Genomic DNA, 14,367 nt, shown 5'->3' with positions numbered 1-14,367 from the left:
GCGATGAGTTTCAAGCAACTTCTTGAAAATATGGAACACCACTTCGAACCGGGTGGAAAGTACGCCAAGTACTATGCCCTGTTCGAAGCGGCGTACACCCTGTTCTACACCCCGGGTAGCGTTACCCGCAACGCCTCCCACGTTCGTGATGCGCTCGATCTGAAGCGCATGATGATCATGGTGTGGCTGGCCGTGTTCCCGGCCATGTTCTGGGGCATGTACAACGTTGGTAACCAGGCGATTGCCGCCATTGCCCACATGGGCTCGGCTGCTGGTGCCAGCAGCTGGCAATATGCCCTGGCTACCATGCTGGGCGCCTCCCTCGATCCGGCTGTTGCCGGTATCGGCAGCAAGATGCTGATTGGCGCCACCCACTTCTTCCCGATCTACATCACCGTCTTCTTTGTCGGTGGTTTCTGGGAAGTGCTGTTCGCCATGGTGCGCAAACACGAGATCAACGAAGGCTTCTTCGTAACCTCAATCCTGTTTGCCCTGATCGTGCCGCCCGAGCTGCCACTGTGGCAAGCTGCGCTGGGTATCACCTTCGGTGTGGTGATGGCCAAAGAGGTGTTCGGTGGTACCGGCAAGAACTTCCTGAACCCGGCGCTGGCTGGTCGTGCGTTCCTGTTCTTCGCCTACCCGGGCCAGATCTCCGGTGACGCCGTATGGGTTGCCGTTGACGGCTTCTCCGGCGCGACTGCCCTGAGCCAGTGGGCCCAAGGCGGCCAGATGGCGCTGATCAACGGTGCAACCGGCCAGGCTATCAGCTGGATGGACGCTTTCCTGGGTAACCTGCCGGGTTCCATCGGTGAAGTCTCTACCCTGATGATCTTGCTGGGTGCCGCCATGATCGTCTACATGCGCATCGCCTCCTGGCGCATCATCGCCGGCGTGATGATCGGTATGATCGCCACCTCCCTGCTGTTCAACGTCATCGGTTCCGATACCAACCCCATGTTCAACATGCCGTGGCACTGGCATCTGGTACTGGGTGGCTTCGCCTTCGGTATGGCCTTCATGGCGACCGACCCTGTCTCCGCAGCCTTTACCAACAAAGGCAAGTGGTGGTATGGCGCCCTGATCGGCGTAATGGTCGTGCTGGTTCGCGTGGTCAACCCTGCGTTCCCGGAAGGCATGATGCTGGCCATTCTGTTTGCGAACCTGTTTGCTCCCCTGTTTGACCACTTCGTCGCTCAGGCAAACATCAAGCGGAGGATTGCTCGTGGCGTTTAATAAAGATTCAACCCTCGGCACCGTCAGCGTGGTCACCGGCCTCTGTCTGGCCTGTTCCATCGTGGTATCCGTTGCCGCTGTGGGCCTGCGTTCTACCCAGCAGGAAAACAAGGCGCTGGACAAGCAGAGCAACATTCTCGCCGTAGCCGGTGTGGATGTGAGCGAAGTGGCCAAGCGCGACTTGGCCAAACTGTATGGCGAGAAGATCGAAGCGCGTCTGGTGGATCTGGCGACCGGTGACTTTGTTGACGGCGATGCCGACAACTTCGACACCAAGCAGGCAGCCAAAGATCCGGCCCGCAGCATCCGTCTTGCCGCAGCTGACGACAAGGCCAGCCTGCGTCAGATCTCCAAGCAGATCCCGGTATTCTTCGCCAAGGATGCCGAAGGCAAGATCGACAGCATCATCCTACCCATCTACGGTCAGGGTCTGTGGTCGACCATGTATGCCTTCGTCGCCGTTGCCGCTGATGGCCAGACCATCAAGGGCATCACCTACTATGACCACGGTGAAACACCGGGTCTGGGTGGCGAGATCGAAAACCCGGCCTGGCAGGCGCTGTTCAAGGACAAGAAACTGTTCGACCAGAATGGCATGCCGGCGCTGCGCGTCATCAAAGGCCATGCTCCGGCGGGCTCCGAGCACGAGATCGATGGTCTCTCCGGTGCCACCCTGACCGGTAACGGCGTACAGCATACCTTCGACTTCTGGATGGGTCCCAAGGGCTTCGGTCCTTTCCTGGCCAAGGTTCGTGCAGGAGAAATCAACAATGGCTGACAAGAGCGAAATGAAGAAGTTGCTGTTGACGCCTGTGCTGGGCAACAACCCCATCGCCTTGCAGGTGCTGGGTGTCTGTTCTGCACTGGCGGTTACCAGCCAGATGAAAACTGCGTTTGTAATGACCCTCGCGGTCATGGCGGTCACCGCCTTCTCAAACCTGTTCATCTCCCTGATCCGCAACCAGATCCCGAACAGCGTCCGGATCATCGTACAGATGGCGATCATCGCCTCACTGGTTATCGTGGTTGACCAGGTGCTCAAGGCCTACGCCTATGACATCTCTAAGCAACTGTCGGTCTTCGTGGGTCTGATCATCACCAACTGTATCGTAATGGGCCGCGCCGAAGCGTACGCCATGAAGAGTGCCCCGCTGCCCTCCTTCCTGGATGGTATCGGCAACGGTCTGGGCTATGGCGCCATTCTGCTGAGTGTCGCGACCGTGCGTGAACTGCTGGGCTCCGGCACCTGGTTCGGCATCGAGCTGCTGCCGCTGGTGAACAACGGTGGCTGGTATGTGCCCAACGGCCTGCTGCTGCTGCCGCCGAGTGCATTCTTCATCATTGGTCTGATCATTTGGGGCGTACGCACCAAGGATCCCAAGCAGGTGGAGGCGAAGGATTAAGGTATGGAACACTATCTGAGTCTGTTGATTAAATCGATCTTCATCGAAAACCTGGCACTCTCCTTCTTCCTGGGGATGTGTACCTTCTTGGCGGTGTCCAAGAAGGTAAAGACCTCCATGGGTCTGGGTATTGCCGTTATTGTGGTGCAGACCATCGCGGTTCCTGCCAACAACCTGATCTACAACTACGTGCTTAAAGATGGCGCTCTGGTATCCGGTCTGGATCTGAGCTTCCTGAGCTTCATCACCTTCATCGGTGTGATTGCAGCACTGGTACAGATCCTGGAGATGGCGCTGGACAAGTACTTCCCGGCACTCTACAACGCGCTGGGTATCTTCCTGCCGCTCATCACCGTGAACTGCGCCATCTTCGGTGGCGTCTCCTTCATGGTGCAGCGTGACTACAACTTCATGGAGTCTGTGGTCTACGGTGTGGGTTCAGGGGCAGGCTGGATGCTGGCGATCGTTGCGCTGGCAGGTATCCGCGAGAAGATGAAGTACTCCGATGTTCCGGAAGGCCTGCGCGGTCTGGGCATCACCTTCATCACCGCCGGTCTGATGGCGCTGGGCTTCATGTCCTTCTCTGGTATCTCCCTGTAATCGGCTTTCCTGCAATCAGAAAGGAACGATAGATGGAAATTATTTTGGGTGTGGTCATGTTTACCGTGATCCTGCTGGCACTGGTGGCAGTCATTCTGTTCGCCAAGTCCAAGCTGGTGACCGCGGGCGACGTGACAATCAGCATCAATGGTGACCCGGCCAAGGCTGTGACCAGCCCGGCCGGTGGCAAGCTGCTCGGCGTGCTGGCTGGCAGCGGTATCTTCGTCTCCTCCGCCTGTGGCGGCGGTGGCTCCTGCGGCCAGTGCAAGGTACGGGTGAAATCCGGTGGCGGCGACATTCTGCCGACCGAACTGGATCACATCAGCAAGGGCGAAGCCCGTCATGGCGAGCGTCTGGCCTGTCAGGTTACTGTTCGCTCCGACATGGATATCGAACTGCCGGAAGAGATCTTCGGGGTGAAGAAGTGGGAATGTACTGTTATCTCCAACGATAACAAGGCCACCTTCATCAAGGAGCTCAAGCTGCAGATCCCCGACGGCGAGAGCGTACCGTTCCGCGCCGGTGGTTATATCCAGATTGAAGCCCCGGCTCACCACGTGCACTACAAGAACTTCGATATTCCCGAGGAGTATCGCGGGGACTGGGATCGCTTCAAGATTTTTGAGCTGGAGTCCAAGGTCGATGAGCCAATCATCCGGGCCTACTCCATGGCCAACTATCCGGAAGAGTTCGGCATCATCATGCTGAACGTGCGTATCGCGACCCCGCCACCCAGCAACTGGACTGCCCCTCCGGGACAGATGTCCTCCTACATCTTCAGCCTGAAGGCTGGCGACAAGGTGACTATCTCCGGTCCATTCGGTGAGTTCTTCGCCAAAGACACCGATGCCGAAATGGTATTCATCGGTGGTGGTGCAGGTATGGCGCCAATGCGTTCCCATATCTTTGACCAGCTGCGTCGCCTGAAGTCCAAGCGCAAGATGAGCTTCTGGTACGGTGCCCGTTCCAAGCGCGAAATGTTCTATGTCGAAGACTTTGACATGCTCGCCGCCGAGAACGAGAACTTCACCTGGAACGTCGCCCTGTCTGATCCGCAACCGGAAGACAACTGGGACGGCTACACCGGCTTCATCCACAACGTGCTCTACGAGAACTATCTCAAGAACCACGAAGCACCGGAAGATTGCGAGTTCTACATGTGTGGACCTCCGGTGATGAACGCTGCCGTCATCAACATGCTCAAAGACTTGGGCGTTGAAGACGAAAACATCCTGTTGGATGACTTTGGTGGTTAATCCATGCACAGTGTTGTAAAGACCTGGCTAGCCTTCGGGCTAGCCTTTTTCTTGACTGGGTGCGGTCAGGAGACGGTCCAATCCAAGCCGGAGATCCACATCACCGGCAGCACCATGGGCACTTACTACTCCATCAAGGTGGCGGACAGCGCCATCAGCGATCCGGCCAAGCTTCAAGCTGAGGTGGATGTGTTGCTGGAGCGGGTCAACGACCAGATGTCGACCTATCGCCCCGATTCCGAACTGTCGCGCTTCAACCAGAGCCGTGACAACAAACCGGTAGTGGTCTCCCGCGATACTGCACGGGTCGTCACAGAGGCCATTCACATTGGCCGTGAGAGCCAGGGGGCGCTGGACGTCACCGTTGGCCCCTTGGTCAATCTGTGGGGCTTTGGCCCGGACAAGAAGCCGACCAAGGTCCCCTCCGACGAGCTGATCACCCAGACTCGCCAGAAGACCGGTCTGGGCAACCTGCACGTCATCACCTCGGTGGATGCCGATACCCTGCAAAAAGATATTCCGGACCTCTACGTCGATCTCTCCGCCATCGCCAAGGGCTTTGGTGTGGACAAGGTAGCCGAGTATCTGGAGTCACTGGGTGCGCGCAACTATCTGGTGGAGATTGGCGGCGAGCTGCGGATCAATGGCGTCAACGGCAAGGGTCACCCCTGGCGCGTGGCCATCGAGAAGCCCACCGCAGGCACCGGCACGGTGCAAGAGGTGATCGTGCCCGGTGACAACGGGGTGGCCACCTCCGGCGATTACCGCAACTACTATGAACTGGATGGTCAGCGCTTCTCCCACACCATAGATCCGCGCAGCGGCAAGCCGATCCAGCACCGTCTGGTGTCGGTCACCGTGATCCACCCCTCCTGCATGACCGCAGACGGGTTGGCCACCGTGTTTATGGTGATGGGGACCGAGAAAAGCCTGGCCTATGCCAACGAGCGCGGCCTGGCGATCTTCGTGATCACCAAGACGGACAACGGCTTTGAAGAGGCTTACTCCGATGCCTTCAAGCCCTATCTGGTCAAGAAGTAAGAGGTAGAGATGCAGATTTTTCTGATCACCTTCGGGGTATTCATGCTGGTGATAGCCGCCATGGCTATCGGTTACATCTTCCAGAAGAAGACCATCTCCGGCTCCTGTGGCGGTCTGGGTAGTGTCGGCATCGAGAAAGAGTGCGATTGCCCGGAACCCTGTGACAACCGCAAGAAGAAGATGGCCAAGGAAGAGGCCCGTCGCAAGATGCTGGAAGAGAACCGCATCATCTGATGACTCTGGTTTTTCGGTAAACAAAAGCGCGCAATCGGCGCGCTTTTTACTGGCCGTTATCTTGCATTAACGGTCAGGGCTGACGTTCGATATAGAGGATCACCTCACCCAGATGGATACCGAACTTGCTGATCTCGGCACGATTGATCAGCCGTTCTTCGTCCAGCAGGTACATCCAGTCATCGAAGCTAACCCGCACAACCTCGCCATCCGGTAGCGCCAGATCGAGCTGATAACGCCAGTTGAGGGCGAACCCTTCGCTTTTACCCACCGCCTCCCCCACCACATCGGAAGCAGTACCGCGCCAGTGACCATCTTCGCCCTTGCTCAGATACCAGGTACGGGTCTGCTGGCGGCCATCGTCAAAGTAGAACTGCTCGAACAGCTCTCCCTTGCCATCTTTCCAACGACCCACCATCTCGACCCGAAAGCGACTGGTCACTTCGCCGCTGCGGTCGGTCACCAGGCCGTGAGCCACCAGTTTGCCATTGAAAAAACGGGCGAGATCCCAGTTTGGCCCCTGCCCCCGATAGTCATCGAGACTGGCACCACAGCCACTCAGCAGCAAAAAGGGGAGCAACAGCAACCAGCGGTATGCACGATAGAAAAACATTGGAAACTCCATGTTCAGGGTTGGCCACGCAGGCGGCGGGTCAGGGTGGGATCGCGGCTGTTGTCAGCCAGCCAAATGGCGAGAAAAGCGGCCGAGAATTGCGGATCGGCCAGAGTCCCGAGGGACTTCTCCTGCCACCAGAAGTGGCCTGCCCCGCCCTTGTCGACATAGAAGGTGAGCTTGTCGCCTGCCTGCACATCGGGCCAGAGTGCAGCGAGCTGGCCGAGCCAGCGCTGACGTTCGGCGTCGGAGCCAAGACCGAGTCGCTGCCACTCGGCGGCAGTGGCGCTCAGCAGATCTTCCCGCTCGATGGCTCTGGCATAGGTGAGGGTCAGGGCCTGCGGATAGTGACCGGGCTGATAGCGCCCGCTCGCACTATAGAGGGTGGCATCGTAGAGCTTGAACCAGAGCCAGTTCATCTCCCCCTGCCCGACCGGGCGCAACTGCTGCCAGGGAGCGGCAGAAGCCTGCACTGCGGTTGCAGCCAAGAGCGCAAACGCCAGCAGTAGCGGGTTAATTCCACCCCATATGCCAGTGGTTGGGGTCTTCCAGTTCATGCCAGTCCATCTCCTGTTCCTGCAGGGTGTTGATATCCTGCATCACCACCTGCACCAGCTGCCCCTGCGCATCCCGCTGGCAGGCAACCACCAGATAGAAGCGATCTGTCAGCTCATGCTGGCTCTCTTTGGTCCATTTGGAAAAAAGCAACGAGTCGGTCGAAAAGGTGTTTGTCATGACTCACCCTCCAGCTTGACCATTACCCACAGGAGTACGGGTAACCACCACATCCAGATCACTGCCAGCAGCGCCGTGCTGATCCAGATGCCCCAGGGTAAGTTTACTGCCCCCATGGCGGCCCCCGCCACATAGGAGGAGGCACCGCCAAATACGCCAAACAGCGCCTGCTGCCAGCGAGGCAAGCGCAGCAGCCAGCGCATACCGTGGGCCAGCGTCAGGGCAAAACCGAGCCAGAGCAGCACCAGCCAGAGGGGAAAACCGGACGGGAAACGGAACAAGCCGAGCTGCCAGAGCAGGACATCCAGCAGACAGCCGGCGACCGCGATGGGAAGCAGCCGCCAGTCACGCTGGCGGCTTGGTGAGAAGAGAAAGTGCAGCAGCAACATTGCCAGCAGCGGGCCCGGCTGCTGCCACTTCACCGCCAGCAACCAGTAGAGGTTGAACCCCAGCAGGTGAGCCCACTGCCACATGGTCAGTGACCGCTTACTGGCACATCACCCGACCAGCCTGCAGGCCCGGGCTTGGCAGCCTCCAGTTGCACCAGACTGATGGTGCGCTCCCAGAATCCCCCCTCGCAATAGGCAAAGTAGAAGTGCCACAGCCGGATGAAATCCTGGCTGTAACCGAGCTTGGGCAGCTCGGGAGCCAGCGCCAGAAACCGCTCGCACCAGTGAGCCAGGGTGCGGGCATAGTGATGACCGTGATCGTGCAACCGCACCAGCTGCATGTCAGTCTCCCGCGCCAGCAACCCCGCCATCTGGGAGACGCTGGGCAGGCAGCCACCGGGGAAGATGTAGCGCTGGATAAAATCGACCCCGCGCAGATACTGGGCGTGGCGCTGATCGGCGATGGTGATAGCCTGAATGAGCAGACTGCCACCGGGTTTGAGCAGCCGCGAGAGCTGGCGGAAATAGTCGGGCAGGAAGGCGTGCCCCACCGCCTCGATCATCTCGATGGAGACCAGCTTGTCATAGGTGCCCTCCAGCTTGCGGTAATCCTCCAGCAGCAAGGTGATACGATCCCCCAGCCCCTCCCGCGCAATCCACTCCTTGGCATAATCATGCTGGGCCCGGGAGATGGTAGTGGTCGTCACCCGGCAGCCATAGTGGCGGGCGGCATAGACGGCGAGGCCACCCCAGCCGGTGCCGATCTCCAGCAGATGATCGTCAGGCCCCAGCGCCAGCCGCTCGCAGATGGTGCGCAGCTTGGCCTGCTGTCCCTCTTCCAGAGTGGCCTCGGCGTTCGGATAGATGGCGCTCGAGTACTGCATATGGCTGTCGAGAAAACCCTGATAGAGGGTATTGCCGAGATCGTAGTGGGCGGCGATGTTGGAACGCGAGCCGGTCAGGGTATTGCGATTAAGCCAGTGGCGCACCTTGTTGAAGGGGAAACTGAGCCAGCCTAAGCGCCGCTCGAGGGAGTCGAGCAGGGTCAGGTTGCGGGCCAGCAACCGCACCAATGCCACCGGATCCGGGCTGGTCCAGAGCCCCTCCACCCAGGTTTCTCCGGCGGCAATACTGCCCCCCAGCAGCAGGCGACGATAGAAGGCCGGATCCTGCACCACCAGTTCGGCATGCAGATCGGTGCCCGCGACGCCAAAACTGTGGCGCTCACCGCCATCCCGCAGCAGCAGTTGGCCATGTTCGAGGCGACCCAGCAGATTGAGCAGCAGTTGTCTTGCCCCCTTGTCGATGAAAGAGGCAGAGAGGGTTGATTGAGCAAGTTCCATTAGCGGCTCTCCGGATGGGTAAAAATCGGGGTTCGTTTGATAAATAGACGCAGGGCCTGCCAGTAGATCCCGAGCAGCACCTTCATGGTCATCCAGGGCCAGCGGGCCAGCAGGGCCACCAGCCCCTTGCGCGAAAAGGGTTCGCGAGTGAGCGCCAGGGTTGCGTCAAACAGCTTGGCTTCACCGGATACGGGATGACTCTCGATGTGGATCAGTGTCTCCCGTGCGGGCGGCCTGATCCGCCAGTGATAACGCATCGCGAGCCCCATAAAGGGGGATACGTGAAAATCCTTGTCATGGGGCGCCAGCGCCGCCAGATCCAGCAGGTAGTAGTGACGCTCGTTCCAGGGAGTGTTCGACACCTCAGCCAGCAGATAGCGCGCCTCGCCCTGCCGGTAGCAGAAGTAGAAGTTGACCGGGCTGAAGTAGAAGCCCAGACAGCGCACGTTGCCGAGCAGCAGTACCCGCCCCTCGGGCTCGGCATCGCCACCCAGTTCGCTCACCTTCTGCCACACCGCCTGCTTGAGGCTCCCCTCACTCCCCTTGAGATAGTCATGGCGGTGAAACGAGAGCAGCCCCGAGCGCTCCACACCGAACCAGCGTCCCTGATCGAGCTGCGGCAGCTCGTCGAGATCCAGTCCCAGCATAAAGAGGCTGTAGGAGAAGGCGTGGGGCCGCGGTGCGAAACGACGGTGGCGCACAGAGCCCTGCCAGATGGCGCTGGTGACGCCAGCCAGTTCGTCTGTACGCTCATGTTCGGTGGCCACGGTGGCGCCGTTCATAGCTCGGCTCCGAAGCGCCTGGCGACATCCAGCGCGCTGCGCACCCCATCCTCGTGGAAGCCGTTGTACCAGTAGGCGCCGCAGAAGTGGGTGTGCTGCTGGCCGCAGATCTCCGCGCGCCGCTGCTGGGCGGCAATAGAGGCCTGATTGAACACCGGATGGTGGTAGACGAAGCGGCGCAGCACCTTGCTCTCATCCACCTTGCCCTTGGGGTTGAGGCTGACGCAGAAGGGCTCCGGCGAGTTCACCCCCTGCAGGATGTTCATGTTGTAGCTCACCAGCGGCCGTGCCTCGTCGTCGCCATCGAGTTGATAGTTCCAGCTGGCCCATGCCTTGCGACGGGTAGGCAGGCAGCGCGCATCGGTATGGAGCCAGACATCGTTGGCCTGATAGGGCATGTCGCCGAGGATGGCCTGCTCCCGCTCGCCGGGATCCACCAGCAGCGCCAGCGCCTGATCGCTGTGGCAGGCGAAGATCACCTCGTCAAACCGCTCCTCACCGTAACTACTCTGGATCACCACACCGTCCGCGTCCCGCCGTACGCTCTGCACCGGACAGGCGAGGCGGATCTGCGACTGCCAACCCGCGGTAAGGGGGCCGATATATTCCCGCGAGCCACCCGGGATCACGTACCACTGGGGGCGATTGGCCACATCCAGCAGGCCATGGTTGGCAAAAAAGCGCAGGAAGAAGCCAAGGGGGAAGGCGCGCATATCGGCTAGGGTCGATGACCAGATCGCCGCTCCCATCGGCAAGATGTAGTGGCGGGCGAAGTAGTCGCTAAACTCCCCCGCCAGCAAAAAATCCCCCAAGGTCAGCTCGGGGCCAGCACCCTGATGTTGACCATCCGCCAGCCAGGCCCGTGCCTCCCGGTTGAACCGCAAAATCTCGGCGACAAAGCCGTAGAAACGGGGGCTCAACAGATTGCTGCGCTGGGCAAACAGGGTGTCGAGGTTGTGGCCGTTATACTCCAGCCCCTCCGGGCTCTTCACCGAGAAGCTCATCTCGGCCGGTTGCCGCGCCATGCCGATCCGTGCCAGCAACTTCAAGAAGTGGGGGTAGGTGCGATCATTGAAGACGATAAAACCGGTGTCGATGGCATAGCTGCGGCCAGCCTGATTCACATCGACGGTCGCAGTATGGCCACCCAGGGTCGGCGCCGCCTCAAACAGGGTTATGTCATGGAGTTTGTGGAGCAGAAAACCGGCGGTGAGCCCCGAGATCCCTGAACCGACGATGGCGATCTTTTTCTTCATGAATGGCTTCCTTTCGATACGAGTGCGCGGCCAAGGCGCAGCCAGAGCACCACCGGCAGCGCACCAAGCAGGCGCAGCAACCAGATGAAACGGCGGGGAAAGTGGATCTGGTGACGACCAGCGGTCAGCCCGTCCATGATGGCACGGGAGGCCTGCTCCACCGTCACCAGACAGGGCATGGGAAAATCATTTTTAGCGGTGAGCGGCGTCTGGACAAAGCCGGGGCGGATCAGGGTCACCCCGATCCCTTTGCGGGCCAAATCGAGGCGCAAGGTATCCGCTAGATAGTCGAGGGCCGCCTTGGAGGCACCATAGGCCTCGGCTCGCGGCAGCGGCAGCCAGCTCACAGACGAGCTGACGATGGCAAGCCGTGATCCCGCCCCCAGCAGCGGCAAGAAGGCGGCCAGCGCATGGCCGGTAGCGGTCAGATTGGTGTCGATGACTCGGGCAAACAGCTCGCTGTCAAACCCATCGCCGACATCCATGTACTCGCAGTTGCCTGCGTTGAGGATCAGCAGATCGAGGAATGGCAGCGTAGCAGCCACCCCGCTCATTGCGGCCAGATCCCGGGCATCGAACTGCAGCGGCGTGACGCCGTGCAGCCCCAGCGCCTGCAGCCGTTCACCATCGCGGCCACAGCCCCACACCTGCCAGCCTGCCCGCCGGTAATCCAGCGCCAACTGGCGACCGATGCCGGAAGTCGCGCCTGTAATAAGCACCCGGCCGCTCATGCGCCAAGCCTCATCTTGATAGTGCGCACCACGGGCCCGAGCAGCGGCAACTGCTCGTAGAGCATGGCGCCCAGGTCAAAATAGTCCCGGTGCTGGCACACCTTGCCCGCCTCGTCGAATTCGAGGCGGGTGGCCCCCTCCACCGTCACCGGCTCACCACCACGCAATCTGGGGTGAGAGAAGGTCATGGTCCAGCCGAGCCAGGCCTGCCGCCCTTGTTGCTGCTGACTGGTGATGACGAAACGGCAGTAGGCGAGGCGCTGATAGAGGGCGGTAAAATAGTCGCCAAGGGCCGCCAGCCCCTCAATGCGGTGAGCCGGATCGGTAAAGACCACCTGTTCGGCATAGACCTCGGGCAAGCGGTGCAACTGCTGTTTGTCCAGTTGCTGATAGAGGCCAATAAAGCGGGCCAGCGGCTCGTTCATCCTATTTCTCCAGAGAGCGAAACATCTCGATGGCTCTCACCCGGGCAACGGCGTGATCCACCATGGGTGCCGGATAATCCTGTCGCCCCTTGAGTCGCAGCCAGTCGTGGGGCTGATGCACATAAGCGGCGGGAATATCGGCAAGTTCAGTTACCCAGGTACGGATAAACTCCCCTTGTGGATCAAATCGTTGCCCCTGAGTGGTGGGGTTGAATACCCGAAAATAGGGCGCCGCGTCGGCGCCGGTGCCCGCCGCCCACTGCCAGCCGCCGTTGTTGGCCGCCAGATCTCCATCGATGAGCCTACTCATGAAGTAATCCTCCCCGAGCCGCCAGTGGATATGGAGATCCTTGGTGAGAAAGCTCGCCACGATCATCCGCAACCGGTTGTGCATCCAACCGGTGGTGTTGAGGCAGCGCATCGCCGCATCGACGATGGGGTAGCCGGTACGGCCCTCGCACCAGGCGGCGAAGGCATCCGGGTCCCAGCTCCACGGCAAGGCTGCCGTCTCTGGTTTGAAGGGGCGATTCATGGAGAGGGTCGGGATCAGCACCAGCAGGTGGCGATAGAACTCACGCCAAATGAGCTCATTGAGCCAGACAAAGCCGGGCTGGGCCTTGGACTGGGGCCGATAGCCAAGCCGCTGCTGGAGCGCCGCCACGCACTGACGGGGGCTGATGATGCCCGCCGCCAGATAGGGGGAGAGCACGGACGTGCCAGCGATGGCAGGAAAATCCCGGGTCTCGCCATAGTCGAGCACTGCCTGCTCCAGAAAAATGTTCAAACGACGCAGAGCTTCCGCCTCCCCCACTGGCCAACGCGGATCAACCGTCAGCTCGCCGAGAGCTTCATCAACCCACGCACGTTCGGCCAGCGGCTGCCACGGCAACGACTCGCCACGCGGTGTCGGCGCCCGATGAATGACAAACCCCTCCTCATCGAGTGCCTTGAGCCAGGCTCGGCTGAAGGGGGTGAACACCTTGAACATCTCACCCGAGCCGGTCAGCACCCGCCCCGGCGGCAATACGCAACAGCCGTTGAACCAGTGACAGCTCACCGCCAGCTCTGCCAGCGCGGCGCTGACGGCATGGTCGCGACGCTGCTCATCGATCTCGATAGCCTGATTGGCATAGAGCTGGGTCACCTCCAACTCGCGGCAGAGGTCTGCCAGCGCAGCGGGCGCCTCGGCAAAAGTCTCCACTCGCAGCAGATGGAGCGGGATGCCAAGGGCCGCCAGCTCGCGGCCCAATTCATCTACCTGCGCCAACATAAAGCGCTGACGGATGGGGGCCATTTTGTGCTGCCGCCACTGGGTAGGAGAGATGATAAAGAGCGCGGCCACCGGCTCATCACCGGCGCAGGCATGCCGCAGCGCAGGGTTGTCGGCAAGGCGCAGATCGTTGCGAAACCAGACCAGTTTCATGACTTTTTCCTCCCGCGTCCGCTGGTGCCAGCAGCATCTGGGGCATCCGCCATCAGCTCGGCAAGGCTCGCCTGCCAGCCATGGGCTTTAAGCCACTCATCGTCGTAGAGGCGCCCCAGCTCGCCAAACAGGCGCGTACCTGCGGGCCACCCGGCGGCCAGCTCCTGCTTGCCGAGCCCGGCACCCAGCAGCACCAGCCAGGGGGTAACGGCACGCCCCTCCAGCAGGCTGGCATGGCGCGGCTCGACCGCCCCCAGCAGTTGCACCTCATAGCCCTGACCGATCAGCTCGTAGGCGGCCCACACCAGATCGAGGGGGCCAACCTGTCCCCAGCTCGCCAGCGTGATCGGCACGCCCTTCTCCTGCTCGATCAGGTGGCGGGCGAAGCGGGTATGGAGCCAGCCCAGCCACACCTGTTGCAGCAGCTCGCCATCGGGCCGCTCGCGCCACAGCCCCAGTAGCCGCTCCACCAGCGGTTGCAGTACCCGGCTGCGCACCAGCTCGAACGGGTAGCTCGCCAGCAGATCGTTAAGCTCAGCCTCCGCCTTGCGCTGGTTGAAGGCGAGCAGTGCCTGAGTGAACTGCTCCAGGGTCTGCTGCCAGTGATCGCTCACCGGCTCGGAATGGGGTTCACTCAAGAGCCCCTTCACCTGCCCGATATTCACTCCCCGCTCCAACCAGCTCAGGATCTCGCCGATTTGGAGGATATCCTGCTCGCTGTAGAGGCGGTGGCCCTTTTCGGTGCGGGCCGGTTGCACCAGACCGTAGCGGCGCTGCCAGGCACGCAGGGTCACGGCGTTGACGCCGGTGAGACGGGAGACCTCGCGAATGGGGTAGATCCCCTCATCAGCGAGAGGAGCAACTTCTTGCGATAAATCAGACATGACAACGTCCATCAAACAG

18 protein-coding genes are annotated in these 14,367 nt (G+C 60.6%); 7 read left to right on the top strand and 11 right to left on the bottom strand.

Features of this window, described 5'->3' with window-relative positions; translation table 11 throughout:
* The first annotated feature begins 3 nt into the window (after positions 1-3).
* From I6L47_RS19255 to nqrM, 7 genes are read left to right on the top strand one after another with little or no spacing between them, the layout of a single operon-like run.
* Entirely contained in the window at positions 4-1,233 is a 1,230-nt protein-coding gene (locus I6L47_RS19255) for an NADH:ubiquinone reductase (Na(+)-transporting) subunit B (protein ID WP_005338642.1), read from the top strand.
* Positions 1,223-2,011: a Na(+)-translocating NADH-quinone reductase subunit C gene (locus tag I6L47_RS19250; RefSeq protein WP_005338643.1), complete on the top strand. Its 789-nt coding sequence runs from the start codon at positions 1,223-1,225 to the stop codon at positions 2,009-2,011. Before I6L47_RS19255 ends, I6L47_RS19250 begins: the two co-directional genes overlap by 11 nt.
* Positions 2,004-2,636 carry an NADH:ubiquinone reductase (Na(+)-transporting) subunit D gene (locus I6L47_RS19245; RefSeq protein WP_005338644.1) on the top strand — a complete coding sequence of 211 codons (633 nt, stop codon included), beginning with the start codon at positions 2,004-2,006 and terminating at the stop codon, positions 2,634-2,636. Before I6L47_RS19250 ends, I6L47_RS19245 begins: the two co-directional genes overlap by 8 nt.
* 3 nt (positions 2,637-2,639) lie before the next feature.
* Positions 2,640-3,236 carry an NADH:ubiquinone reductase (Na(+)-transporting) subunit E gene (nqrE, locus tag I6L47_RS19240; protein WP_005338645.1) on the top strand — a complete coding sequence of 199 codons (597 nt, stop codon included), beginning with the start codon at positions 2,640-2,642 and terminating at the stop codon, positions 3,234-3,236.
* Between the two features lie 32 nt (positions 3,237-3,268).
* Complete coding sequence (gene nqrF, locus I6L47_RS19235) at positions 3,269-4,492, top strand: NADH:ubiquinone reductase (Na(+)-transporting) subunit F (protein ID WP_005338656.1); 1,224 nt, start codon at positions 3,269-3,271, stop codon at positions 4,490-4,492.
* A gap of 3 nt (positions 4,493-4,495) precedes the next feature.
* A complete protein-coding gene (locus I6L47_RS19230) occupies positions 4,496-5,533 on the top strand; it encodes an FAD:protein FMN transferase ApbE (protein WP_005338666.1) in 1,038 nt (345 codons plus the stop codon).
* 9 nt (positions 5,534-5,542) lie between these two features.
* The gene (gene nqrM / locus I6L47_RS19225) at positions 5,543-5,767 is read left to right on the top strand and encodes a (Na+)-NQR maturation NqrM (protein ID WP_005338668.1); all 225 of its coding nucleotides are present in this window, start codon (positions 5,543-5,545) and stop codon (positions 5,765-5,767) included.
* A 73-nt stretch (positions 5,768-5,840) separates the two neighbouring features.
* Here the strand turns inward: nqrM and I6L47_RS19220 are convergent, their stop codons facing one another.
* The 11 genes from I6L47_RS19220 to I6L47_RS19170 are packed head-to-tail and all read right to left on the bottom strand — an operon-like array spanning position 5,841 to position 14,348.
* Positions 5,841-6,380 (bottom strand): DUF3833 domain-containing protein, encoded by a 540-nt coding sequence (locus I6L47_RS19220; protein ID WP_216948124.1) that lies wholly within the window; start codon positions 6,378-6,380, stop codon positions 5,841-5,843.
* A gap of 14 nt (positions 6,381-6,394) precedes the next feature.
* Complete coding sequence (locus I6L47_RS19215; RefSeq protein WP_216948123.1) at positions 6,395-6,937, bottom strand: chalcone isomerase family protein; 543 nt, start codon at positions 6,935-6,937, stop codon at positions 6,395-6,397.
* Complete coding sequence (locus I6L47_RS19210) at positions 6,894-7,115, bottom strand: TIGR02450 family Trp-rich protein (RefSeq protein ID WP_005338671.1); 222 nt, start codon at positions 7,113-7,115, stop codon at positions 6,894-6,896. Before I6L47_RS19210 ends, I6L47_RS19215 begins: the two co-directional genes overlap by 44 nt.
* Complete coding sequence (locus I6L47_RS19205; protein WP_021230328.1) at positions 7,112-7,588, bottom strand: DUF2878 domain-containing protein; 477 nt, start codon at positions 7,586-7,588, stop codon at positions 7,112-7,114. The genes I6L47_RS19210 and I6L47_RS19205 overlap by 4 nt, the downstream gene beginning before the upstream one ends.
* 2 nt (positions 7,589-7,590) lie before the next feature.
* Entirely contained in the window at positions 7,591-8,847 is a 1,257-nt protein-coding gene (locus I6L47_RS19200) for a cyclopropane-fatty-acyl-phospholipid synthase family protein (protein WP_216948122.1), read from the bottom strand.
* On the bottom strand, positions 8,847-9,629 hold the full coding sequence (locus I6L47_RS19195) for a DUF1365 domain-containing protein (RefSeq protein WP_216948121.1): 783 nt from the start codon (positions 9,627-9,629) through the stop codon (positions 8,847-8,849). The genes I6L47_RS19200 and I6L47_RS19195 overlap by 1 nt, the downstream gene beginning before the upstream one ends.
* Positions 9,626-10,885 (bottom strand): NAD(P)/FAD-dependent oxidoreductase, encoded by a 1,260-nt coding sequence (locus I6L47_RS19190; protein ID WP_216948120.1) that lies wholly within the window; start codon positions 10,883-10,885, stop codon positions 9,626-9,628. The genes I6L47_RS19195 and I6L47_RS19190 overlap by 4 nt, the downstream gene beginning before the upstream one ends.
* A complete protein-coding gene (locus I6L47_RS19185) occupies positions 10,882-11,616 on the bottom strand; it encodes an SDR family NAD(P)-dependent oxidoreductase (protein WP_216948119.1) in 735 nt (244 codons plus the stop codon). The genes I6L47_RS19190 and I6L47_RS19185 overlap by 4 nt, the downstream gene beginning before the upstream one ends.
* Positions 11,613-12,041, bottom strand: coding sequence for a nuclear transport factor 2 family protein (locus I6L47_RS19180; protein WP_201943172.1), 429 nt, complete (start codon positions 12,039-12,041; stop codon positions 11,613-11,615). The genes I6L47_RS19185 and I6L47_RS19180 overlap by 4 nt, the downstream gene beginning before the upstream one ends.
* A 1-nt stretch (position 12,042) precedes the next feature.
* Entirely contained in the window at positions 12,043-13,464 is a 1,422-nt protein-coding gene (phrB, locus tag I6L47_RS19175; RefSeq protein WP_216948118.1) for a deoxyribodipyrimidine photo-lyase, read from the bottom strand.
* A complete protein-coding gene (locus tag I6L47_RS19170; RefSeq protein ID WP_216948117.1) occupies positions 13,461-14,348 on the bottom strand; it encodes a MerR family transcriptional regulator in 888 nt (295 codons plus the stop codon). Before I6L47_RS19170 ends, phrB begins: the two co-directional genes overlap by 4 nt.
* Between the last annotated feature and the right edge of the window lie 19 nt (positions 14,349-14,367).

Source organism: Aeromonas sp. FDAARGOS 1417, from assembly GCF_019046985.1.
GTDB classification, from domain to species: domain Bacteria; phylum Pseudomonadota; class Gammaproteobacteria; order Enterobacterales; family Aeromonadaceae; genus Aeromonas; species Aeromonas veronii.
The sequence above is the reverse complement of the archived record's forward strand: the minus strand, read 5'-3'. Positions and strand labels throughout refer to the sequence as shown.